Origin of the sequence: Trichocoleus sp. FACHB-262 (assembly GCF_014696035.1) — a bacterium.
GTDB lineage: Bacteria > Cyanobacteriota > Cyanobacteriia > FACHB-46 > FACHB-46 > Trichocoleus.
Window position 1 is genome coordinate 157,727 of record NZ_JACJPK010000034.1, and the last position, 21,277, is coordinate 179,003.

Genomic DNA, 21,277 nt, shown 5'->3' on the forward strand with positions numbered 1-21,277 from the left:
CTCTGTTTTCTGTGTTTTCTGTAGAGTACCAAGAAACCTTGAAGCTGTAGGTAGAATGCTGGCAAGCGATTGAACGTTTACCAGCATTTTCTTTTAGACTCCTCCAGAAACCTCTATCCATAACCACAGCAATCTACTTTTCTGACAACGTTGCTTGGGCGCTGGGTAGAACATTCACAGGTACACGAGATGCCACTTCAGATAAATCTCGCACCTGAGACTTCACAGCGTGCTCGATAATCTCAACCGCTCTGTGCACGCCTCCTGAGTCACGGATAGACTGTTGAACTCTAGCAGCATTCTGGGCATAGGACTCTTTGGTGAGAACCCGTTGGATGGCTTTTCTTAGACGTTTTACCCTCAAACGCTTCAACGGCAATACTTCTCCAACTCCTGTTTCGCGGATTCTCGCTCCTGTTCCGGGTTGCTCGAAAGTGATGGGAATCGCCACTAAAGGCACACCATGAGTGAGAGAATCAAGAACTGTGTTCAAACCACCATGAGTAATCGTTAAGCTAGCTCTGGCTAACACTTCCACCTGTGGCACATATTCCATCGCCAAAGGAGAACCAGGGAAACTCTGGATATCTGCTGCGCTGATGCCGCCGCCATGGGCAATTAAGAGTTGCACATCTAAGTCTTCGCAAGCCGCCGCGATCGCCCGAAACAGGGCAGCTTTAGTGTTCTGAATGCTTCCTAATGAGGCATAAATTAGTGGCTGTCCCGTCAACTGCTCAAACGGAAAATCAACGCCACAGGGAGACGGATTGCGAAAAGGGCCAGTGTAGTGGAAGTCTATGGGTAAATTGGGGCAAGGAAAATCAAAGGCCGCAGGCTGTTGGCTAACATGAGCCACGCGAGTTGAGGTGGAATATAAGCCCTGATAAGGTGGCAAATTCCACTGCTGTCGGTAGTGGTTGATGGTATCGAGAATTGGTTGGCAGTTGCGGTCTAGCATATAGTAGGCGACCTGATTACGGAGCTTTGCCCACAAAGCTTTTCGGTAGCGCCAAGGTGTAAAAAAAGGAGGTACATCTGCTCGTCGATGAATTGCTTGACCACAGGAAACAGTCACAAAGGGAAGATGCAAGCCTTCTGCTACTGTTTCTCCGGCTGGCTCTAACTGGTCAATTAGTAAAGCCTCAATACCTAATTCAGCGATCGCCCCTGGCGCATCTCGACAAATAATCTCCGTCACCTGTTGGCAAAAATCCACAGAGTAGTTAAGCGCCTCCATTTCACTCAACTGACCCAACTGCTGAAACGTTTTGGCTAACGATCCAGGTTGATAAGTAGATTCTCCAAGCGGATAAAACTCTAGCCCTTCGGAGCGAACTTTGAGAGCAACATCCGGGATTTGCAGCAATGTCACTCGATGCCCCCGGCTTTGTAGCTCTCGACCTAGGGCTGCTTGGGGATTCAGGTGCCCCGGATAGGGCGGGCAAATAATACCAAAGTGAGTCATAGCAGGGATGCAGGCGGATTAGAAGGAGGTTACAAGATAAAGCTTTAATCTAGGGATAGATGGAGGCAGATCTTATGCAGACTGAAATTGATTGATGGAAGCGATCGCTTCCCAGCTTAACTTGCCAGTGACCACCTCCAGTTGCTGAATTTGCACAGACATACCTTGATGCTTAAACTCAGGCAAACTGAGGAGGTCACTAATTTGAGCCACTAAAGCCGTCGTGAGTTCAGCCAAAGAGCCTGGATGATCCACAGGTGAGAGATTTTGCAGCACAATCCCTTGCCCATCGTTGCCAATCTCGGGTGTCGCTGTAAAAGACATAGACGGCAGTGATGGATCTGGTGTATTCAAGCCCACGTTAAAGGCTAGATGGCCATCACTCAGCAAATAACATTTCACTTGCTGAATTGAGTGATCTCCCGCCTGAGTTTTAGTCAGCTGGGGCAGCGATGGTAACTTCTTTCGCACCGAGGCAGAATTCAGAGCTTGGGTGAGACTAGCTTCGTTAACGACTACGCGAATCGTGCCATCAGCCGGATGCATCAGCTTAATTTTGCCGAACATTGCACTGAAAGGCTTAACTGCTACTCGATTGATCTGGAGGTAAAATTCCTCCAGACGTAAGCTAGACTGCATCAATAAACCCTGGATCTTAATGGCGATCGAATCAACTTGCCCTTGAGCCAGTTTGCTCACATCTGTTTTGATCTGGACATCCACTTCTTCGGCATCCTTAATCATGCTAGCGATCGCCATAGTCGCCATCTTATTGAGGGTTTGTTCGCCAAACTTAGCTGAATCTGATGTCACGATTACTGAGCCTCGTGTGCGATTAGCTTAGGAACACCCAAAGCATAACTCAAGCATTTGCTGCTGCGTAGATGCCCCAATCTTGAATACTCTTCTGACTTAGAACATCTGCTGCCTGCTGAATCTCGGCATCACTCCCTTCGATTAGCACCACATAATCACCTCGCAACAAGCGATCGCTGTAGATCTCAGCTTGCTCTTTAGCAATTCCTGACGCAGCCATCGCTTGCACGACGCTATTTGCTGAAGCGGCATTAATCCCAGCACCTGCGACGCTAGCCACTAGAGAAGCCGCTAAGGTACCTGCAGCCAATACAGCACCGACTCCAGGTATGCTGAGGCTGGTCAGACCCAATAACACTGTAGCGGCAGCACCCCCATAGGCCAAGTTAGAAGCAGTGGCGTTTCCCGCTCCGACTTCTTGATCGCCAACCTGACTTTGCATATGAGCGCCACTCACGTCTTGGCTTTCGTCTGCGTTCTTAGCAATCACAGACACTTGATTCATCGGAAAACCAGTAGCTTGCAACTCATGGAGCGCAGTTTCGACCGCTGAACGAGTAGAAAAAGCTCCTAGGGCACGTTTTTGTTGATTATCAGTCATACTTTCTTCCATCACTTTCTTTATCTGCAAAGTTGGCTACAGCGCAACGCTTGCAGAATTGTTAATAGCCCCTACATTGTTATGATTCCGCTGAGGCAACTCATCAATCCAGAGATGTAGCCTACGCTGCAAAGACAAATTTTCCAGAGAATTTATTGCCTCAAATCGTCCTAATTCCTTCTTTCGATGAAGCATAGAAAATCTCTCCCACAAACTTATTGTCGGGGGAGAGCGGAAGGAGAGAAAAGTTAAAAAGAAGAGTTGATTAAGTCAACTGAAATAAAATCAAAAGCTTTATGCTGAAAACTCTACAAGATAGCGATCGCACCTATTATCTATCTCGTATTTATTTCACGCTTATCCCAATACCTATGCTTTAGGTGCAGAAGTGATCTGCTCTTGAACTTTGAGGGGCTTAATGAAACCAAAATAAGCAGCGGCCAATCCAGTCAGGGCATTGAACCAAACGTTGTTACCAAAGATAGGCATGAGGCCAAAAGTGGTATTAGTCGCTGGCAGTAAGCCCATGATGGCAATCAGGATATAAGCGATCGCAAACCCTTGGTTAAACACCAATGATCCAGAGAAACTGGTGGCAGCAGCTAAACCTAAAACACCGACCGCAATATGAACCGCGTTATGCAAGAAGTTAGTAGGAAACAGACCGAAGACGTTGCCATACCCATCTGGGAAAGACAAGTCGGGAACATAGAGCGGTGCATCTCCCGCCACCGCAGGCATAGCAATCAAGCCAGGGATAAATCCAGCAATGCCAACGGCTAAAAAGACTACACCAAGAATCATGGCAAAAAGTCGTTCGGCACCGTCAAGGCGCTGAAGCAAGTTAGAGGCGTTCGTTTGCATAGTGAAACCTTTGTTAGCAGCTACTGCTATGCAGCGTACTGGCGATCGCTAGCCCTAACTTCCACTACAGGCAGAGACAAGATTCTATCTGGAGAATTGTTCACTCGTAAAACCTGGTTGTAATGCTGAATACGCCAAGCCTGGTTTTACCAAGCTTTTACCAAGGCAAGCGGCTACCATCCCAGGAGAAAAACTCGCCGCTGTCTTTAGGCTCTAGATTTTCAATCACAGCCAACAACTGAGCAACAGTTCGCTCTGCTGAAAACAGTTTTTCGGGCGACACATTCCGCTGAAATGGTTTGGAAAGACGAGTATCAGTGGTGCCAGGATGTAGCGTTACTACAATCGTGTTGGGGCTTTTGCGCTTATATTCGATCGCGACAGTCCGCATCAACATATTCAACGCCGCTTTAGAAGCCCGATAGCCATACCAGCCGCCCAACTGGTTATCCCCAATGCTGCCAATTTTGGCGGAGATCGTGGCAAAGACATTTCTCTCGCTATGAGCGAACAAAGGCGATAGATGCTTAGCCAGGAGCACCGCTCCAATACTATTGACCTGGAAGTAGCGCATTAAATGATCGGGATTAATTTGGCGCAAGCTCTTTTCTGGCTGCAAATCTCCCTCATGCAAAATGCCAACACAGTTGATCACCAAATGTAGTTTGTCTACTTGGCCTCTAATGCGATCGCTGCATTCGGCAATTTGAACTTCATCTGTAATGTCTAGCGGGAGACAAACTAACCGCTCAGGCTGCTCGCGTTCTAGCGCCAATAGTTCACTTGCAGATTCGGGTTGACGACAAGTGGCATAGATTTTGGTAACGCGATCGTCCTGCAACAACTTCTGCACAAACCCTAAACCAATGCCTCCATTTGCACCCACAATCAAGGCGTTGGCATTTTGTATCTCAGCAAAAACAGACATAAGACCAGCAACTCAACCGTTAGCAGCCTACCATTAGCAGAGCGATCGCCACACCACTTGTTCATACTCAATCTGGAGGATAAATCTTAGTAGTTTTCACCTGTTAAGGTTTAACAAACTGCTTAACTGTGGCTGTTAGTTTTTTCAATTGGACAACCGTTTCATCAAGCCTTGTTTCTAAAACAGCAATCTCTCGCCTTTGCAGAGATACAACTTCTTCTAGCTGAGCAACCCGCTGTTCTAGGAGCTTATCTCTATTGTCTACACCCTTGTTGAAGGCTGCTACAACATGCTGCCAACCACGCTGTTTGACTGAAATCCCACGAACGTCTTTAAGATGTTTATTTGCTGCTTGATAACTGCCGAAGTGAGATTTAAGTAATTCTATTGTCCAGTGAGTTGAATTTTCGAGTTGATGTGCATCTAGGGGAGTAAAAGTGGATGGCAAAGCCTGTTGAGGTTCTGATAATACTTGGTTTGTCTGTACACTAGTTGTCTCTAATTCCGCTTTAGCATAAGCGTAACCAGTCCGAAGTCCTGCTTCCGCCACAGTCAAGGTATTGTCTGCTAATTCTTGACCTAGCTCTTGCATTTTATGAATGCCACGCTTGATCTCACTCAGTTGCTTAGTCGTGGCCTTAAGGGAATTCGTTAATTTACCCATTTTGGATTTCTAATCCTCCCTTAATGCACGATTAATATTAGCAGGCGTTTCTTTGGTCCAATCTTCCATAGGTTCTGGACTTGCCTTTTTAACCGTTAAAGTTTTGATATCCGTATTGAGAAGTCGTTGGGCCGCAGTTAGCAAGCGATTCAAGCGTTGCCAAAAGGAAAAAACTCCATTATCTTCTTTTACTTCTTCATATATGGATTCAAAGTCTTCTAGTAATTTAGTCGTTGCGCTCATTTGTAGCGTGAGATCATCGACTTGTTCAGTTAGCTCATCACCCCAGCTTTCTAGTTGCTTACGAACATCCAAGCTATGAGTTAAAGCTTGCTGAAGTTGTTGTTTTTCCTTCTGAACTTTTTCTAAAGTAACACTCAGTTGTTTGAGTGATTGGTTGATTGTTGTAAGGCTATTTTTTGCCTCGGTTTGACGGCGTACTAGCTGCCCCCGGCTTGCAACTAAACTTTTATAAGAGTTGCGGATGTCTTGGTAGGCTGTTTCTATCTGTTCACGGTTAAGTTGAGCTGTATGAAGCGGAAACTCACTAACACTTCTGTACTCCTTGTAATTTGCCATTTTTTCCCTAAGCTCACGCGACCTCAGCTCTAAGGTGGCACATTGCTATAAGCTCCGCAACCGGGTGGTCTTCGTACAATCTAAACAAATAAATTGATAGGACTGAGATAAATAAATGATAAAGAAGGTTGTAATTGTTGGAGCTGGGCCGAGCGGGATTCTGTTGGCTCATTATCTGTTGCGACGGCAGGAAGCTTATCAGATTGAAATTTACGATCGCCGTCCTGACCCCCGCAGCGTCTCCTTTGAAAAAGCTCGCACCTACCCCCTGACCCTCAATGCCAGAGGCCTCCATGCTTTAAGGCAGGTTCCAGGGTTGGAAGATAGCGTCAAAGCTCAAGGGACCGCAATTTGGGGAACAGTGGTGCATGGTAGAAAAGGGAAAATGCGAACGTTATCTCGCCAGAAGCCACTCTTTGCCCTCGATCGCACCCAATTAGTCATCACTTTATTAGAAAAGCTCACCGAAACAGACCAGAGCGATCGCCTCACTCTCCACTTCAACTGTAAATGTATTGCCGCAGATTTTGAGCGGCAGAGCATTACCTTTGAAAGCATTACTGAAAACAGCGTGGCAGAGGAGTTGAGGGCTGATTATGACCTACTGATTGGGGCTGATGGAGCGCACTCTGTAATCAGAAATCACTTTTTGCCCACAGAGGAATTTACGCTTGAGGCCCAGTATGTGCCTACCGACTACAAAACTCTTTTTTCATTACGACGAAATGAGCCAGCAGGACTAGATCTCAAACCAGAACATATCCATAGTTGGCGATTGGAGGATGGCACCACAGTTCTAGCGGTTCCTACCAGTGAGGCGATCGCCAGTGGCGTCATTACTTTTTCTCGCAACAACAATTCGTTTGTGAAGCTGAACACTACTACTCAAGTTTTAGAGTTTTTCCATCAGAATTTCCCTGATTTAAGCCCACTCATTACTGATGCCGAAGCGGAAGCATTGCTCAATCGTCCTGTTTCCCAAGTGCTCACCATCCGTTGCAGTCATTATCACTATGGCAACAGCGTGTTACTGATTGGCGATGCCGCTCACGCCGTTTCCCCCTCCTTGGGTCAGGGAGGCAATGCTGCTTTCGAGGATGTAGAAGTATTGGATCGTCTATTAGATGAATATTCTGACGACTTAAACTTAGTGTTACCAGAGTTTAGTACGCGACGCCAACCCGATGCTCATGCTTTGGTAGAACTGTCTGATAGTCCATTTCCGCTATCTAAATCCTTATTTCTGGAACTCATAGTGAGACAGAAATTGGGCAAGGTGCTGCATCAACTATCGCCGCAGCATTTTCCAGCTTCCCTGTTTGAGCTGTTGTCTGACACTACGGTTCCCTATGCGGAGATCTTGTCGTCCTACCGTCGCTGGATAGCTAAAGTGAAACGATCCAATCAGAAGTTTTTAGCGCAGCAAAGTCAATAGATTTCTGATGCTGAAAACAACTAGAAGAAGCGATCGCACGATCTCTATCAATCAGGCGATCGCTTGTAGCTTCAGCAAAAAACACTGCTAGGAAGAATAGGAAAAATTGCAACTACTGCTCCGTCAACTGATACTGCACCTTAAACCGTTGCTCACGATCGCTACCAACGTCATCCAAGAACATCGTTGAGTTTTTTTCTGAGGGACGCGATCGCTCTACAATCACCACTGTTCGATCTTGCACTTTGAAACCTGGCGCAGAGGGACGTACAGAATTGGAATTGCCACGCAACTCCAGATTCACTTGAGACTTAGGCGCTTTAAAGTCATTTAGGCTGCGAGTTTGTACGCCTTGAAGAGATTGACTGGACAATGTCACACTACCGGGCAGTACCGCTGGTGAGTTAGCGGTTTGAGCCTGACCTGCAACCGCCCCAACCAGCACTCCAAGCCCTGCGCCAAAAAAAGCAAGCATGGTAGAACGCATGTAGTTTCCCTCAAGATTTAGTGTTTAAGTAGTGTTTAAGTATTGTTATCAGTCATATGGTTTTTACGTACTTTCCTTATAAACGAAAGCGAATTCATTGCAACCTATTCCTCTAGATAGAGGTTGGCGTGAAATAGAGAAAGTTTTAAGCAAAGTCGAAATATTCTGCCCTAAGTATGATGAGCCCCTGACAAAACAGGTAATTTTGGATGCCGTCCGTTTTACGAACTTTTTACGCTTGTTTGGCCTTATTCCTCAGTAGCGTCACCTTGTTTCTGAGCGCTTGGATTGTCGTACCTGCGCCAACCCTAGCTCTGCTACCTTTAGGAGTAGCGACGCCAGAGCTGAGCCCTTGGTTGATCGGGTTTAATGCGATCGCTTGCCTGCTGGCATCTCTAGGGATGCGCCGGAGTTGGCTCCAACGCTTAGCTGTGTTGCTGGGCTTGATGGGGTTGGGGCTGAGTATGCTACCCCTATTGCAGCTACCCCTTGCATCGCAACGGAACAATGATGAGCTGCAAGTAAATTTTGGGGCGAGCTATGAGCAGGTGAGCCAGCAATTAGATCAACAGGCCGCCCAAAGTACCAAGGAAGATCTAGAGAGACCGCGATCGCAACCTTTTGTTTTGCAGCAGGTTTTTACTGGAATTCCAGCTAGTCCGGTGCGCTATGCCCCCAACATCCCTTTCGCCAAACCGGACGGCGTACAGCTCAGCATGGATGTTTACCGACCGCCCCAGGTAGGTCGCTATCCAGCCTTAGTGGTAATTTACGGTGGGGCTTGGCGAGGAGGAAGCCCATTAGCAAATGCTGTTTTCAGCCGTTACATGGCTGCCAGAGGTTACACCGTATTCGCGATCGACTACCGCCATGCACCTCAGCATCAGTTCCCAGCGCAACTAGAGGATGTCCGCACCGCTTTAGCTTTTGTGCGCGAACATGCCACTGAATATGAAGCAGATGGTGATCGCATAGCCTTGCTGGGTCGCTCTGCGGGTGGGCACTTGGCGATGCTAGCAGCCTATCAACCCGACGCTCTGCCGATTCGAGCGGTGGTCAGCTACTACGGCCCTTTCAACTTGACGGCAGGTTACACCGATCCGCCTGAACCTGACCCGATCGATGTCCGGGCAGTTTTAAGAGCTTTCTTGGGCGGCACCCCAACTGAGAAACCAGCCCTGTATCGACAGGCTTCCCCCGCAACTTATGTCACTCGACCTTTGCCTCCCACATTACTCGTCCATGGTCGGCGCGATCATCTGGTGGAAGTCAAATTTGCCCAGCGCATGTATCAACGATTGCGGTCTGTAGGGAGCCCCGTTGCCCTGCTAGAGCTTCCTTGGGCCGAGCACAGCTTTGATGAAGTCTTTCAAGGGCTGGGGAGCCAGGTAACTCTCTATTATGTCGAGCGGTTTTTGGCTTGGGCCTTGCGCTAGCTTCAGCGATTCGAGCTAGCGATTGACTGTACTCATATCCGGATAGCGATCGCCCACTGCGAATCCTTTTGGGGCCACCTCATCAATCCGGGCCAACTCCTCTGGTGTTAACGTGACATCTACCGCAGCCACATTTTCCTCCAAATACTGCCGCCGCTTGGTTCCAGGGATCGGCACAATATCCTGACCTTGAGCCAGTAACCAAGCCAAAGCCAACTGACAGGGAGTTACTTGTTTCTCCGCCGCAATCTGCTGCACTCGCTCCACCAGTTGCAGGTTTTTATTAAAGTTTTCTCCTTGGAGGCGGGGCGAATACCGTCGATAGTCATCTGGGGCTAAGTCATCTAGACTCTTGATCTGTCCTGACAGAAAGCCGCGACCGAGCGGGCTGTAGGCCACAAAACCAATTCCTAACTCTCGCACTGTTGGTAGAATCTCGTCTTCTGGGTCACGGCTCCAGAGCGAATACTCCGTCTGCAAAGCACTGATGGGATGCACCGCTTGCGCCCGCCGAATTGTGACAGGAGCCGCCTCTGACATGCCTAAATAGCGCACCTTTCCCTGCTGCACCAACTCCGCCATCGCCCCAATCGTTTCTTCAATGGGCACAGTCGGGTCTACCCGATGCTGGTAGTAGAGATCGATATAATCAACGCCGAGCCTTTGCAGAGAGGCATCACAACACTGCCGCACATACTCTGGCTTGCCATTCACACCGAGAAATTTTCCATCCTGACTGCGTTCATTACCAAACTTGGTTGCCAAAATTACCTGATCTCGATGGTCCGCGATCGCTCGTCCCACCAACTCCTCGTTGGTAAACGGCCCGTACATATCCGCTGTATCTAAAAACGTCACCCCCAATTCCAAAGCCCGGTGAATCGTCGCGATCGACTCTGCCTCATCCCCCGCGCCATAGAACTCAGACATGCCCATACAGCCCAAGCCGATCGCAGAAACCGTCAAACCTTGACTACCCAGTTGTCGAGTTTGCATTCGTGATCTCCCATATCAACAACTGCCAACCATTGCAACACCTGAGCAGAGAACAGCACCCTTCTTTAGACTGAAATGTTCTAAATTTCTCAAAATCACCCCTCCCAAACCCTCCCCGATGCGGAAAGGGCTTTAAAGACGGTGGCTAAAGGCAAACTTTTGGAGGGGATCTGGGGGACGCAACCGTCCCTCAACGGGGGTTTGGGGGCGAGTGCCCCCAAGGGCTTGGTTCCTCAAGTAGTTAAACTGCTTGTTTCTCGTGCAACTGAGGCTTCAACTCACTCGGAGCAAACGCCCCAAACTCAGTCACGATCGCCGTAATCAACTCCGCAGGTGTCACATCAAATGCGGGATTGTAGAACTCCACACCTGGCGAACAAATGCGAGTGTCACCCACCTGATAAATCTCTACCGGATCGCGTTCCTCAATAGGAATCCCACTACCATCCGATAAAGAAAAATCAATGGTGGACAGGGGAGCAGCTACAAAGAACGGAATATTGTGGGCTTTCGCTGCGATCGCCACACTATAAGTCCCAATCTTATTTGCCGCATCTCCATTGGCTGCAATGCGATCGGCCCCAACTACAACGGCGTGAATGAGACCCTGCTTCATGCAGTGCGCCGCCATCCCATCCGAAATCAGCGTCACCGGAATGCCCTCTTGCACACATTCCCAAGCGGTTAGCTTGGCACCTTGCAACCGAGGCCGAGTTTCATCCGCGTAGACTCGCTCTAGTCGTCCATCTCGCCAAGCCGAGCGCACTACACCCAACGCGGTGCCATATCCTGCCGTTGCCAAAGCCCCCGCATTGCAGTGGGTCAAAATCCGCAGCTTTTCTGGGCTGGTGGGTAGTGCCTTTACTCCATGATCGCCGATCGCCTGACAGGTTTGGATATCATCTGCATTGATTTGCTTCGCTGTTTCTAGCAGCGTTTCCTTCAAATATTCCACAGGCCCAATCGTCTGCCGTGCTGTCTTCAGCATCCGCGCGATCGCCCAGAACAAGTTCACCGCAGTCGGGCGAGTTTCTCGCAACTCCTGAGCCACTGTTTCTAGTTGAGCCAAAAATTGATCGCGATCGCTCGTCTGAATCGCTCGTGCCCCCAAGTACACACCGTAGGCCGCTGCCACCCCGATCGCCGGAGCCCCCCGCACAATCATGGTCTTAATCGCCCGAGCCATGTCTTCATAGCGGCTAATTTCCACAACGATATATTCGTTGGGCAAACGGGTTTGGTCAATTAGCAAGACTCGGTCTTCTTGCCAAACAACGGGATATACCTGAGCAACGGTAGACAACATAAATATTTCAGCAGATTAAAAAACGTCAACAATGCGATCGCGCCACTATAAAACGTTACCAGACTCTCCTTTGTCAGCAACATATTTGATATTAGTCTTCTCAAAATAAACTAAGGCATCCACAAAAGGTGCCCCTACAAATCAATGCTTACAATCGCTATTTATAATCGCTGAGATTTTTGTATTGCTGAGTCGTTGAATAACAGAGCATCAGGAAAGTGGCGTTGGGCCCGTTCTGCTGAGGTGCAGCGATTGCCTCTTGTCGCCAATCGGGTAGGGCAAACTCGCTTCACATAAGCTAGCGCCTCTGGCCACCTGACTTGGTTGATACAGTGTGCCCCATTCACCCCCCAAGCTGCTTCAAACCGCATCTCTGGCATTACATCTGGTTTTTGGATGCCTAGGCGATCGTAGAGATTGATTGGAGTGCCGTCTTTGGTATGGGCCACACCATCCCCACAATAATCCGCTCGCACCATCCGCACACAAGCAGAATGATAATCTCGTAGCGATCGCCCTTTAACGTTTTGCCAAGGCTTGTAGCCGAATCGCATGCACTTGGCTAAAGCTCCATTGGTACAGCTAAATGTCACTAATTTCTTATTGGGGCGATAGTTGCCTCGGCTATCCCAAGAACCCTGCAATACCACTGCTTTAGCCACTCCTTTTGCATCTGGTTCACAGAGGTTCTGCCAGTTCCGCTGATTATCCTGATAAAAAACAGTGTAGAGATATGTTTTTTTCTCTAGATCAAGTGGATCAACTTCACTATTTCGCACTTGAAACTTCTGTTGACGACCTTGATCATCAAACCCTACAATTTCAGTAGTTTGAAGCTCTATTTTGGTCAAAGGCACCTTATCTTTTTCACTAGGATGAAAGGTAGGTCTCGCGATCGCAATGCTGCTCCAAGCAAACAAAAACACCAAACCCAGCAACAGCGATCGCAACATTGGCCGAATACGCATGCAGTACCTTCTTCTCAAGCAATCCTAACAATCTCACTTCTTCACCGAGATGGAACCGTGAAACATTGTTCCATCTCGATTAGGTGATTTAGATAGCAACCTTGTTTACTTAACGCCTACCAAACGGCCCTCTTCAACTTGAATCTCCGTGAACTCAGGACTCGACAAGACCATGCCTGTTTCTGGAGAGGCCGCCACTGCTGCGTTCTGATTTTCTTCACCATTCACGTTACGCCCATTCAAGTTGGCACCATTCAGGTTGCTGCCATTCAAGTTGCTACCGTTCAGATTACTCCCATTGAGATTACTACCATTTACTGATGTCCCATTCATTCTCACTCCATTAACGCTAATCCCATTGAGCGTTACTCCATTCAGGTTGCTGCCATTTAACTGAGTTCCGTTAAAAGCAAGGCCATTCACGGCAAGACCAGCATTTGCATTTGAGGAGAAGGCTGTAACACTCAGAGCAGTAAGCGCGACAATAAACAGGAAGCGTGAATTCACCGTTAATAACCTCTTGATGATGTAGCAAAGATGCCTACAAAAGGAAAAACCCAAATTCCAGTCAAAAAATGATGACATTTGCAATTTTTCAAGAATCAGCTCAACGCTCCATCCTTCAAGGTATTTGTTATTGACCTCTACCTTACAACCGCCCAAATGCCACAATTTATCTACTCAAAAGCACAAGGGAATATGTTTTAGAGCCTATGTTTTCCGGATGAGAGTACCAGTGGCAGTCCCACCCTTATGGGGGAAGGAGATCGGGCGATCGCTTGGATAAGATAAACACAAATAAAGCGATATCCCAAAGCGCATTAAACTTTATAGCAAACTGCCTCCCAGCCTTTATTATGGGAGGCTTATAATTTTTAAACCCTAGTAAAATTCAGAGTTAAATCTTAGAAATATGGTTCAAAGTAGCTGTGTGACTTAAGGCATGCGCTTTGGTACTAGCTGATGAGTCAACTGAGGCATTAGACCATCAAACCTCAGAAGAAGTAATGACCTTGCCCACAAAGCTCAATGAGCAAGGCATCACGATTGTTATTGTCACTCACGAACCGGATGTGGCTGCCCAAACCCGTCGCATCATCCAGGTTAGATATGGTTTAGCGGTAGATTAAATGTCATAGATCCGACACTCAGCCGCATCTGGGTTCTGGTCACAGTAGACTTCTAAAGAAGTTTTGCTGGATTTCACTTGACGGTGAGCACGCTCAGCTTGAAGTTCTTCCACAATGTCCCAAGCAACTGCACAATTGACGGAAGTATTACCAGTTGACTCGCAAGCAGTCCGGGCTTGAGCGATCGCGTCTTGAATGGCTTGCTCTAGAGAAGAGACTTCTAATGTATTAATCATGGTCAACGACAGCCCTTCAAGAGCCCTTGTGTAGAGTGAGTAGGTAGTTGCGAAGCGTTATGACTGCAACTAACTCTTTTACTCTAGACATCCACAATTAGATCGGCAGGTGAAAAAACCGTAATTCCTGTAGGGATGTTTTCCCCCTGCTTAGGAACTAAGCAAAAGTTATAAGCAAATACTTAATCATTACTCCATTGAGCATGACCAATCAAATCACCTACTGGGTCTCGCAGAAGAAAGTCATTGGCTTCTAGCTCCTGCTCAACTTCTACCCATTCTCGAACTGGAAAATAACGAAACAAGACATAAATAGGTTGATGACGGCTAATCACTCTTCGCTCGACTAAGCAGCGAGCTTCATCTTGAATGACTTCAATAGAGGCGTGAATGGAGCGATTCATCGTAGCCTTATAAAAACCAGCAATTGATATTTTTGGATGTTTTTTAGGGCAGAACCGCACTCAGCCTGCCCCTTAGATTTAGTGAAGTACAGCTAACGATTTACGCCGCTTTGGGAGAATTTGTTTCGACGAGGGGCGATCGCGATTTTATGTCAAAGCTATATCCATCCGGGAGGATATGCAGCTTTACACCACAAAGCGCTAGACCCTCATCTTTAAGCAGATTATGTAAGTTCGAGTACACCATGTCTTGTAAATCGACAATAGTAACAGCGCCCGCACCAATCACTGAGAGTTGCCCCCCACTAACGATGATTGCGGTATTCTCATCAATTCCAATACCTAACAGGTGGGGTTGCTCAGCCACGGCTGACAGCAAGCGTCCAAGGCGGCCTCGCTGGGCAAAATGTTGGTCGATTACAGCCTCTGGCATAAAACTGAGGCCATCATCTGTTTCTACAATCTCAATTCGGGGGTGAGTTTCAGCTTCTCCTTCTACAATCATGGCGTCAGACATCATGCTTGCCCCTGCACTGGTGCCCCCAAGAATCAACCCTTGAGCGTAGCGTTGATGTAGCAACCGATCTAGTTTTGTGCCCTTGATATATTTAGTGATCCGATCCTGTTGCCCGCCCGTAAAAAAGACTCCAGTGGCTTCGCGAATTGCAGCCAAGGCTTCAGGAGCTTCAGCCTCCTCGCGGCTGTCTGTATCTACTACACGAACCTGTTCAACACCTAGACGCTCAAATACTTGAATGTAGTTGTCTCCGACTTCTTTGGGTAATTCTGTTGCAACGGTCATTACAACAATCTTGGCTTGACGGCTGCCAGCGCGGCGAACAAATTCGCGCAGAATACTGCAATCTCCCTGCTTATCCTCAGCTCCCCCGATAATTACAAGTTGTCCTTGTTTAACAGCTTGAGCATGAGTTCCCATCTGTACTTGATTGATGTCAATGACCATTTGAGTTAATTCCGTCTAATACTAAAGATTGAATTGAATGAGGTCTACGGCTGGTAAAACTCAGTTGCAAGAGAATATCAATAGTTCCCCCGCCTGTTTTTGCCGTTTAGAACAAAGACAGATCGAAGAGAGACATTGTTGATTGATATGACAGTGACGAAGGCTAAAGCACGATCATTAGGTTTTGTCAGCCCACCTGAATAAAAACTTGGCAATCTTTGCCTAGCTTCTAAGGCTGTAATAAGTAGAGTACAGACTAACTAACAGGCTCACGTCTGCCCTATGTCATGATTTCAAATTAAACTGATCTGTATTAGGGTATACAGAAAAATGCTGATCAACCATTCTCTATCTTTCTAGAGAATAGGTCGGTGTCTACTGTGTTTGCTAAGGTGGCGCTACTGTCTATAAAAGCCAGTTATCCAGCTCAACAAGTAGGTTTAGTGCAGAAGATAGGGTTATTGCACTTGATAGCTAAGCGATCGCCAAAATTGATGATCTACGCGATCGCTTGCCAAGAATAATTCTTAACTGAAGTTCTTACCTCAGGCAGAGGTTGATTAGAGAAGAAGTCTCGGAGCTGCTTAGAATAGAAACATTTGATTATGAACTTTGATTAAATAAAACTAGGTTGCTAAAAATAGGTAGAGCCAAGAAGTTATGAAGATTGAGTAAAAAACCATCTAAGTAGGGCTAGGGATCGACAACATTCAAAAAGTATTACTACAATGAAATCAGCATCCATTCAATATGAGGCGTTATTCTTAAGAATTGGAAAAAGCTTTACTGATAGCTTTTCTAAGTCTAGAGCGCATCACTCAACCAAGTCTTAGTCAAGCTATTTGAGAGGGGCTAAGCTTAGCAAACTTACCTGACGCTACAGCGCAAAAATATCCAACCTCTGGCCTCTCTTTTTGCTCCCTACTCTCTCTTTGATTCCCAGCAAATTGTAGGACTCAACACCACATTACTCATATTTTTAGTGACCCCTGTGGCTTGATTCAAGCTAGCAGAACTGGACGCTGCCGAAAAATTTAAGCGAGGAAGTTAAGTGACATGCTGAACTTATCCAAGCCGAAGGAGTTTGATTGCCTAGCCAGCTACATTCTAGAAATGGTGACAGCTGTAAAGGTAGACCAACTCAAGCCCTTCTTTGACACCCTGCCCCCCGATCCTTATTTAACGGGCAACTACCGCTTTAGGCGTCTCTCTCATTTTCAAATTGAAGGCGATCGCTTGGTTAAATTACCCCATCGACGTTTATTCCAATCGAAAGCTTACAATCCCTTATTGGGTGATGTAGCGAGAGAATATGCCGAGCTGGATGATGCATTAATTGAGCTGGAAGACTTTCAAAAAATCATCTGGGAATTTTTCCAGTTTTGCCAACTTTGCACTCCCCACAAAGAAGTTGCGGTCCACCAAATTAGAACCACAGCCACCTCTCAACAGGTGGGGAATCCGGCTCCAGAAGGAATTCACCGGGATGGGGTTGATTTAGTGGGTATCTTTTCTGTCAATCGCATGCAAATTGAGGGGGGTGAAACACATCTCTACAAAGATAAGCAGGGCAGTCCAGCTTTTACTAAAGTGCTCAATCCAGGCGAGCTTCTAGTATTTAGAGATGATCAATATTTTCATTTCACTTCCTCTGTAAGCGCGATCGCCCCTGAAGATGGGGAGAGAGATGTCTTTGTCTTCACTTGCCCTGGACTCTTTCCACCAGAATAAACCTTCCACCCAAATCAACATTAATGGGGAGACGTTTATGATTGCCCTTGACCTCAACTGGATTCGCTCCCAGTTTCCAGCCTTGACGCAAGAAATCAACGGTCAACCTGCTATCTTTTGCGATGGTCCCGGTGGCACTCAAGTCCCAAAGGCAGTGGTGGATGCCATGAGTGACTACTTGCTCACCTCCAACGCCAATGCTCATGGTGCTTTTGCTACGAGCCAGCGGACAGATGCGCTGATTGCCGCCGCTCGTGATGCTGTTGCTGACTTTCTCAACTGTGGCAGTGATGAAGTTGTGTTCGGTGCCAACATGACCACTCTCACCTACACCATCAGTCGCGCCATTGGTCGGGCCCTGCAACCCGGAGATGAAATCATTGTCACCGCCCTCGACCACTACGCCAATGTCTGTTCCTGGCAGGCTCTAGCGGAGCGGGGAATTGTGGTTCGAACGGTGGATATTCATCCTGAAGATTGCACTCTGAATTGGGAGGAACTGACGCGATCGCTAAATGAGCGCACCAAGTTAGTGGCGATCGGCTATGCCTCCAATGCTGTCGGCACCATTAATGATGTTGCTAAAATTGCTCAGCTCGCTCACCAAGTGGGCGCTTGGGTGTACGTAGATGCTGTTCACTATGCCCCCCACGGCGCAATCGATGTGCAAACCTTAGACTGTGATTTTCTCGTCTGCTCAGCTTATAAATTCTTCGGACCTCACCTAGGGATTCTATATGGCAAGCGAGAACATTTAGCACGCCTCCAGCCTTACAAAGTCCTGCCTGCTCCCGATGAGGTGCCGTCTCGTTGGGAAACAGGCACACAAAACTATGAAGGTATGGCAGGTCTGCTTGCTACCCTGAGCTACTTAACTGAATTGGGACATCGAGTTGACCCGTCTGTGCAAAACCGTCGAGCTGCTCTAACTGCCGTTACATCTGCGATCCACACCTATGAAGCCGAGCTGAGCCAAGCATTACTGCGGGGATTTCTGGAGATCCCTGGTTTAACCATCTATGGCATCACCGAGCTAAGCCGCTTATCTGAGCGCACTCCCACATTCGGCCTCCGCATCAAGGGCTACACCCCTGCGGAACTCGCGACTCAACTGGGCGATCGCGGTATCTTCACCTGGCATGGTCACTTCTATGCTTTGGGCGTAATAGAGCGGCTAGAGCTGGCAGCAAGCGGTGGTTTACTGAGGATTGGTTTGGTGCACTACAACACGATGGATGAGGTCAATCGATTACTACAGGCATTACATGAAATGACCGAACCTGTAGGGGCGGGTTTTGTAAATAGATTATCTTCTCAACATATATCTTAGCTAGACCCGCCTTTACAACGGTGGAACATTGACGATGAGGGGTAATGAGAAATGAACAGAATCTTAGTAACTGGGTCGCAAGGGCAACTGGGAAGTGACTTGGTGACAACTCTGCGTCAGATCTATGGAGTAGAACAGGTTGTAGAAAGTGGGCGATCGCCACCTCATTCTGAAAACAATTTCTACTTGTATAAAACCCTAGATGTTACTAACCATCAGCAGCTACAGACGATCATTGAACAAGAGCAGATTCAAACGATCTATCATCTTGCCGGAGTACTCTCAGCCAAAGGCGAACAATACCCAGATCGCTGCTGGGATGTCAATGTCAACGGCCTCAGAAACATTTTAGAAGCTGCAAAAACATATCAGTTAAAAGTCTTTTTTCCTAGCTCGATCGCGGTCTTTGGGCCTCACACCCCTAAACTCGATACCCCTCAAATTACGGTGGAAGATCCCGCTACGATCTACGGGATCACTAAGGTTACAGGGGAATTGCTCTGCCATTACTACGCGCACCGCTTTGGCGTTGATGTCCGGAGTCTACGTTTGCCAGGCATCATCAGCTACAGCACTCCTCCGGGCGGCGGCACCACAGATTTTGCGGTAGCAATCTTTGCAGCAGCGCTCCAGCACGGTACTTACACCTGCTTTGTGCGTCCAGAAACTCGGCTACCCATGATGTATGTGCCAGATGCTATCCGTGCCATTTTAGATTTAATGGCTGCTGATCCAAATTCGATTAAAATCCGCTCCAGCTACAACATTACTGCCGTGAGTTTCTCTGCTGCCGAATTAGTCACCGAAATTCAAAAACATCTTCCTCATTTTAACTGCCACTACGCACCGGACTTTCGTCAAGCGATCGCAGACTCTTGGCCTGCTGTGATTGATGATTCACGCGCAAGAGCCGATTGGGGTTGGAAGCATCAATATGACTTATCGGCGATCGTGGTGGATATGTTAGAAAAGCTCTCGCAAAGGATAGAAGTCACAAGCCAAAAGCCAGCCGTGAGAAGCTGACTTTTGACTTTCATTAACACTTTTTAATTCGTTTTAATTTGGTCATGTTTACCTCCAAAGCTATTTTTCAAACCCTCCTAGATGAGATCCAGCAATCGGGCTTAAGTAAAGAAGAGCGGGTGCTGACAACGCCACAGGGAGCTGAAATTGTGGTTCAGGGTGGTAGGCAGGTGCTGAACTTTTGCGCCAACAACTACTTGGGATTGGCTAATCACCCCGATGTTGTAGCAGCGGTACAAGTAGGAATTGCCAAATACGGGTTTGGCCTCTCCTCTGGACGCTTTATCTGTGGTACTCAGGTGATTCATGAAGAGCTAGAGAATAGGATTGCAGAGTTCTTGGGCACAGAGGATGCGATTCTCTACACCTCCTGTTTTGATGCGAATGGAGGATTATTTGAGACCATCCTTGATGCTGAGTCTGCGGTAATCAGCGATGCCCTAAACCATGCCAGCATTATTGATGGCATTCGGCTGTGCAAAGCTAAGCGGTATCGCTATGCGCATAGTGATATGCAGGAATTAGAACAAGTTCTGCAAGAGACTCAGACCGCTAAAATTCGGCTGATTGCCACAGATGGCGTTTTTAGCATGGATGGAGAGATTGCCCAGCTAGAGCAAATTTGCGACTTAGCGGAGAAATATGATGCCTTGGTCATGGTAGATGATAGCCACGGCACCGGAGTTTTGGGACCCAAGGGACGGGGTTCAATCGAGCATTGTGGCGTAATGGGGCGAGTAGATATTATCACCAGTACCCTAGGGAAAGCGTTAGGAGGTGCTTCTGGTGGTTTTACCGCTGCTCATAAACAGATAGTGGATCTATTGCGGCAACGATCGCGGCCTTATCTGTTCTCTAATACCTTGGCTCCTGCCATTACCTACACCAGCATTCGAGTCTTAGATTTGCTCAACGAAACCAGTGAGTTGCGCGATCGCCTGATGGAGAATACACGCTACTTTCGGCAGCAGATGAGCGCTCGCGGCTTCGATATTAAATTGGGCACCCATCCCATTGTGCCCATCATGCTCTACGAAGCCAAGTTAGCCAAGGATATGGCGCACGATCTGCTAGAAGAAGGCATTTATGTGGTTGGGTTTAGCTATCCTGTAGTGCCTCAAGGCCAAGCCCGCATTCGAATCCAGCTCTCTGCCGCTCACACCCAAACCCATCTTGACCACTGTATTGATGCGTTTGCAAGAGTCGGCAAAAAACATGGCGTGATTTAGGTGAATTGGTTATGTCATACTCTACTCGCGATCGCACTGCAAACCAGCCTCAAAGCATTCACGAACCACCCTATGTAGAAGTTGATGGATTGCTTTTCTACAAGGAGGCAGGCAAACAACCTGAGTTTCTAGATGCTGCATTTGCAACCATCTTATTTGGTGAAAGGGTGGTTATAGATCACTTGGTGATGTTGTTCTCCAGCTCCATGGATCTCACCCAATACGCCAACCGCTTAGTTCAGTATGGAGCGAAAACCATTGAAGGGCCAGGAATATGGCCACAAGACTTCTGCCCAGGTTTCACCGCTTTCCCAGCGGATTTAACGATGTATTTGCTCTCAGTGCTAATGCCATCCGACGGCATTCTGGTCCTAGCCGCTCCCCATGCATCTAGTGATCAGCTCGATCGCCTTTTGCAAGAGCGGGGCTTAAATGCCGTTCATCATGTTGCCCTGCGTACCAATGATATAAATGCAGCAGCCGAAGTATGGCAGAGCAAAGGCTTTGTACCCTTATCAGTAGCACCTCAGGATGATGGTTGCCTGTGTCAGTGGTCTTTCAAGAACTCAGCCGGACAGATCATAGAATTGATTCACCGCCGATGTGTAGAGGGAGCCACTTTCTCTTGTCAAAACATCGCTGCCTTACGTCTTACAGAAGAAACTTAACCCCCAACCCCTTCCGT

Annotated in this window: 24 protein-coding genes; 9 read left to right on the forward strand and 15 right to left on the reverse strand. The window is 47.6% G+C overall.

Going from position 1 to position 21,277, the window contains the following annotated elements; genetic code table 11:
* Positions 1–133: 133 nt before the first annotated feature.
* The 7 genes from H6F68_RS07110 to H6F68_RS07140 form a co-directional block, all read right to left on the reverse strand.
* The gene (locus H6F68_RS07110) at positions 134–1,465 is read right to left on the reverse strand and encodes a glycosyltransferase (protein ID WP_190557662.1); all 1,332 of its coding nucleotides are present in this window, start codon (positions 1,463–1,465) and stop codon (positions 134–136) included.
* Between the two features lie 72 nt (positions 1,466–1,537).
* The gene (locus tag H6F68_RS07115; RefSeq protein WP_190557664.1) at positions 1,538–2,278 is read right to left on the reverse strand and encodes a DUF2993 domain-containing protein; all 741 of its coding nucleotides are present in this window, start codon (positions 2,276–2,278) and stop codon (positions 1,538–1,540) included.
* 49 nt (positions 2,279–2,327) lie between these two features.
* Complete coding sequence (locus tag H6F68_RS07120; protein WP_190557666.1) at positions 2,328–2,882, reverse strand: general stress protein; 555 nt, start codon at positions 2,880–2,882, stop codon at positions 2,328–2,330.
* Positions 2,883–3,251: 369 nt separating this feature from the next.
* Complete coding sequence (locus H6F68_RS07125) at positions 3,252–3,746, reverse strand: DUF4383 domain-containing protein (RefSeq protein ID WP_190557668.1); 495 nt, start codon at positions 3,744–3,746, stop codon at positions 3,252–3,254.
* Positions 3,747–3,903: 157 nt separating this feature from the next.
* Positions 3,904–4,674, reverse strand: coding sequence for an SDR family NAD(P)-dependent oxidoreductase (locus H6F68_RS07130; protein ID WP_190557670.1), 771 nt, complete (start codon positions 4,672–4,674; stop codon positions 3,904–3,906).
* 103 nt (positions 4,675–4,777) lie between these two features.
* The gene (locus H6F68_RS07135) at positions 4,778–5,338 is read right to left on the reverse strand and encodes a hypothetical protein (protein ID WP_190557672.1); all 561 of its coding nucleotides are present in this window, start codon (positions 5,336–5,338) and stop codon (positions 4,778–4,780) included.
* 9 nt (positions 5,339–5,347) lie between these two features.
* Positions 5,348–5,917 carry a hypothetical protein gene (locus tag H6F68_RS07140; RefSeq protein WP_190557674.1) on the reverse strand — a complete coding sequence of 190 codons (570 nt, stop codon included), beginning with the start codon at positions 5,915–5,917 and terminating at the stop codon, positions 5,348–5,350.
* Between the two features lie 115 nt (positions 5,918–6,032).
* Between H6F68_RS07140 and H6F68_RS07145 the strand changes: the two genes are divergently transcribed.
* Positions 6,033–7,352, forward strand: coding sequence for an NAD(P)/FAD-dependent oxidoreductase (locus H6F68_RS07145; protein ID WP_190557676.1), 1,320 nt, complete (start codon positions 6,033–6,035; stop codon positions 7,350–7,352).
* A gap of 112 nt (positions 7,353–7,464) precedes the next feature.
* Here H6F68_RS07145 and H6F68_RS07150 read toward each other — a convergent pair whose 3' ends face one another.
* Complete coding sequence (locus H6F68_RS07150; RefSeq protein WP_190557678.1) at positions 7,465–7,839, reverse strand: hypothetical protein; 375 nt, start codon at positions 7,837–7,839, stop codon at positions 7,465–7,467.
* 209 nt (positions 7,840–8,048) lie between these two features.
* Between H6F68_RS07150 and H6F68_RS07155 the strand changes: the two genes are divergently transcribed.
* Positions 8,049–9,275, forward strand: coding sequence for an alpha/beta hydrolase (locus tag H6F68_RS07155; protein WP_190557680.1), 1,227 nt, complete (start codon positions 8,049–8,051; stop codon positions 9,273–9,275).
* Positions 9,276–9,290: 15 nt separating this feature from the next.
* On the opposite strand, the gene H6F68_RS07160 is transcribed toward H6F68_RS07155, so the two are convergent.
* The 4 genes from H6F68_RS07160 to H6F68_RS07175 form a co-directional block, all read right to left on the reverse strand.
* Positions 9,291–10,271 carry an aldo/keto reductase gene (locus H6F68_RS07160; RefSeq protein WP_190557682.1) on the reverse strand — a complete coding sequence of 327 codons (981 nt, stop codon included), beginning with the start codon at positions 10,269–10,271 and terminating at the stop codon, positions 9,291–9,293.
* 241 nt (positions 10,272–10,512) lie between these two features.
* Positions 10,513–11,577 (reverse strand): S-methyl-5-thioribose-1-phosphate isomerase, encoded by a 1,065-nt coding sequence (gene mtnA, locus H6F68_RS07165; protein ID WP_190557684.1) that lies wholly within the window; start codon positions 11,575–11,577, stop codon positions 10,513–10,515.
* A gap of 161 nt (positions 11,578–11,738) precedes the next feature.
* A complete protein-coding gene (locus H6F68_RS07170; protein ID WP_190557686.1) occupies positions 11,739–12,545 on the reverse strand; it encodes an ADYC domain-containing protein in 807 nt (268 codons plus the stop codon).
* Positions 12,546–12,650: 105 nt separating this feature from the next.
* Positions 12,651–13,217 carry a pentapeptide repeat-containing protein gene (locus tag H6F68_RS07175; RefSeq protein WP_199299953.1) on the reverse strand — a complete coding sequence of 189 codons (567 nt, stop codon included), beginning with the start codon at positions 13,215–13,217 and terminating at the stop codon, positions 12,651–12,653.
* A 335-nt stretch (positions 13,218–13,552) separates the two neighbouring features.
* Between H6F68_RS07175 and H6F68_RS07180 the strand changes: the two genes are divergently transcribed.
* Positions 13,553–13,675 carry a hypothetical protein gene (locus H6F68_RS07180; protein ID WP_277876026.1) on the forward strand — a complete coding sequence of 41 codons (123 nt, stop codon included), beginning with the start codon at positions 13,553–13,555 and terminating at the stop codon, positions 13,673–13,675.
* Here the strand turns inward: H6F68_RS07180 and H6F68_RS07185 are convergent.
* The 3 genes from H6F68_RS07185 to H6F68_RS07195 form a co-directional block, all read right to left on the reverse strand.
* Positions 13,672–13,911, reverse strand: a complete 240-nt coding sequence (locus tag H6F68_RS07185; RefSeq protein WP_190557688.1) for a Calvin cycle protein CP12 — start codon at positions 13,909–13,911, stop codon at positions 13,672–13,674. The genes H6F68_RS07180 and H6F68_RS07185 overlap by 4 nt on opposite strands.
* 182 nt (positions 13,912–14,093) lie before the next feature.
* Positions 14,094–14,315 (reverse strand): DUF4327 family protein, encoded by a 222-nt coding sequence (locus H6F68_RS07190; RefSeq protein ID WP_190554018.1) that lies wholly within the window; start codon positions 14,313–14,315, stop codon positions 14,094–14,096.
* Positions 14,316–14,415: 100 nt separating this feature from the next.
* Complete coding sequence (locus tag H6F68_RS07195; protein ID WP_190437644.1) at positions 14,416–15,279, reverse strand: cyanophycinase; 864 nt, start codon at positions 15,277–15,279, stop codon at positions 14,416–14,418.
* Positions 15,280–15,650: 371 nt separating this feature from the next.
* Here H6F68_RS07195 and H6F68_RS07200 point away from each other — a divergent pair, with 371 nt between their 5' ends.
* From H6F68_RS07200 to H6F68_RS07225, 6 genes are all read left to right on the forward strand, one after another.
* On the forward strand, positions 15,651–15,803 hold the full coding sequence (locus H6F68_RS07200) for a hypothetical protein (RefSeq protein ID WP_190557691.1): 153 nt from the start codon (positions 15,651–15,653) through the stop codon (positions 15,801–15,803).
* Positions 15,804–16,335: 532 nt separating this feature from the next.
* Positions 16,336–17,010, forward strand: coding sequence for a 2OG-Fe dioxygenase family protein (locus tag H6F68_RS07205; protein WP_190557693.1), 675 nt, complete (start codon positions 16,336–16,338; stop codon positions 17,008–17,010).
* Positions 16,967–18,340: a cysteine desulfurase-like protein gene (locus H6F68_RS07210; protein WP_242065391.1), complete on the forward strand. Its 1,374-nt coding sequence runs from the start codon at positions 16,967–16,969 to the stop codon at positions 18,338–18,340. Before H6F68_RS07205 ends, H6F68_RS07210 begins: the two co-directional genes overlap by 44 nt.
* A 51-nt stretch (positions 18,341–18,391) precedes the next feature.
* A complete protein-coding gene (locus tag H6F68_RS07215) occupies positions 18,392–19,363 on the forward strand; it encodes an NAD-dependent epimerase/dehydratase family protein (RefSeq protein ID WP_190557697.1) in 972 nt (323 codons plus the stop codon).
* Between the two features lie 44 nt (positions 19,364–19,407).
* Positions 19,408–20,592, forward strand: a complete 1,185-nt coding sequence (gene kbl, locus H6F68_RS07220; protein ID WP_190557699.1) for a glycine C-acetyltransferase — start codon at positions 19,408–19,410, stop codon at positions 20,590–20,592.
* An 11-nt stretch (positions 20,593–20,603) separates the two neighbouring features.
* Entirely contained in the window at positions 20,604–21,260 is a 657-nt protein-coding gene (locus H6F68_RS07225; protein ID WP_190557701.1) for a hypothetical protein, read from the forward strand.
* Positions 21,261–21,277: the final 17 nt, after the last annotated feature.

What these genes read in the sequence shown, in the direction of transcription:
- H6F68_RS07110 (WP_190557662.1), bottom strand. Translation starts at nt 1,465, where the DNA reads ATGACTCACTTTGGTATTATTTGCCCGCCCTATCCGGGGCACCTGAAT.
- H6F68_RS07120 (WP_190557666.1), bottom strand. Translation starts at nt 2,882, where the DNA reads ATGACTGATAATCAACAAAAACGTGCCCTAGGAGCTTTTTCTACTCGT.
- H6F68_RS07125 (WP_190557668.1), bottom strand. Translation starts at nt 3,746, where the DNA reads ATGCAAACGAACGCCTCTAACTTGCTTCAGCGCCTTGACGGTGCCGAA.
- H6F68_RS07130 (WP_190557670.1), bottom strand. Translation starts at nt 4,674, where the DNA reads ATGTCTGTTTTTGCTGAGATACAAAATGCCAACGCCTTGATTGTGGGT.
- H6F68_RS07135 (WP_190557672.1), bottom strand. Translation starts at nt 5,338, where the DNA reads ATGGGTAAATTAACGAATTCCCTTAAGGCCACGACTAAGCAACTGAGT.
- H6F68_RS07140 (WP_190557674.1), bottom strand. Translation starts at nt 5,917, where the DNA reads ATGGCAAATTACAAGGAGTACAGAAGTGTTAGTGAGTTTCCGCTTCAT.
- H6F68_RS07145 (WP_190557676.1), top strand. Translation starts at nt 6,033, where the DNA reads ATGATAAAGAAGGTTGTAATTGTTGGAGCTGGGCCGAGCGGGATTCTG.
- H6F68_RS07150 (WP_190557678.1), bottom strand. Translation starts at nt 7,839, where the DNA reads ATGCGTTCTACCATGCTTGCTTTTTTTGGCGCAGGGCTTGGAGTGCTG.
- H6F68_RS07155 (WP_190557680.1), top strand. Translation starts at nt 8,049, where the DNA reads ATGCCGTCCGTTTTACGAACTTTTTACGCTTGTTTGGCCTTATTCCTC.
- H6F68_RS07160 (WP_190557682.1), bottom strand. Translation starts at nt 10,271, where the DNA reads ATGCAAACTCGACAACTGGGTAGTCAAGGTTTGACGGTTTCTGCGATC.
- mtnA (WP_190557684.1), bottom strand. Translation starts at nt 11,577, where the DNA reads ATGTTGTCTACCGTTGCTCAGGTATATCCCGTTGTTTGGCAAGAAGAC.
- H6F68_RS07170 (WP_190557686.1), bottom strand. Translation starts at nt 12,545, where the DNA reads ATGCGTATTCGGCCAATGTTGCGATCGCTGTTGCTGGGTTTGGTGTTT.
- H6F68_RS07180 (WP_277876026.1), top strand. Translation starts at nt 13,553, where the DNA reads ATGACCTTGCCCACAAAGCTCAATGAGCAAGGCATCACGATTGTTATT.
- H6F68_RS07185 (WP_190557688.1), bottom strand. Translation starts at nt 13,911, where the DNA reads ATGATTAATACATTAGAAGTCTCTTCTCTAGAGCAAGCCATTCAAGAC.
- H6F68_RS07190 (WP_190554018.1), bottom strand. Translation starts at nt 14,315, where the DNA reads ATGAATCGCTCCATTCACGCCTCTATTGAAGTCATTCAAGATGAAGCT.
- H6F68_RS07195 (WP_190437644.1), bottom strand. Translation starts at nt 15,279, where the DNA reads ATGGTCATTGACATCAATCAAGTACAGATGGGAACTCATGCTCAAGCT.
- H6F68_RS07205 (WP_190557693.1), top strand. Translation starts at nt 16,336, where the DNA reads ATGCTGAACTTATCCAAGCCGAAGGAGTTTGATTGCCTAGCCAGCTAC.
- H6F68_RS07210 (WP_242065391.1), top strand. Translation starts at nt 16,967, where the DNA reads ATGTCTTTGTCTTCACTTGCCCTGGACTCTTTCCACCAGAATAAACCT.
- H6F68_RS07215 (WP_190557697.1), top strand. Translation starts at nt 18,392, where the DNA reads ATGAACAGAATCTTAGTAACTGGGTCGCAAGGGCAACTGGGAAGTGAC.
- kbl (WP_190557699.1), top strand. Translation starts at nt 19,408, where the DNA reads ATGTTTACCTCCAAAGCTATTTTTCAAACCCTCCTAGATGAGATCCAG.
- H6F68_RS07225 (WP_190557701.1), top strand. Translation starts at nt 20,604, where the DNA reads ATGTCATACTCTACTCGCGATCGCACTGCAAACCAGCCTCAAAGCATT.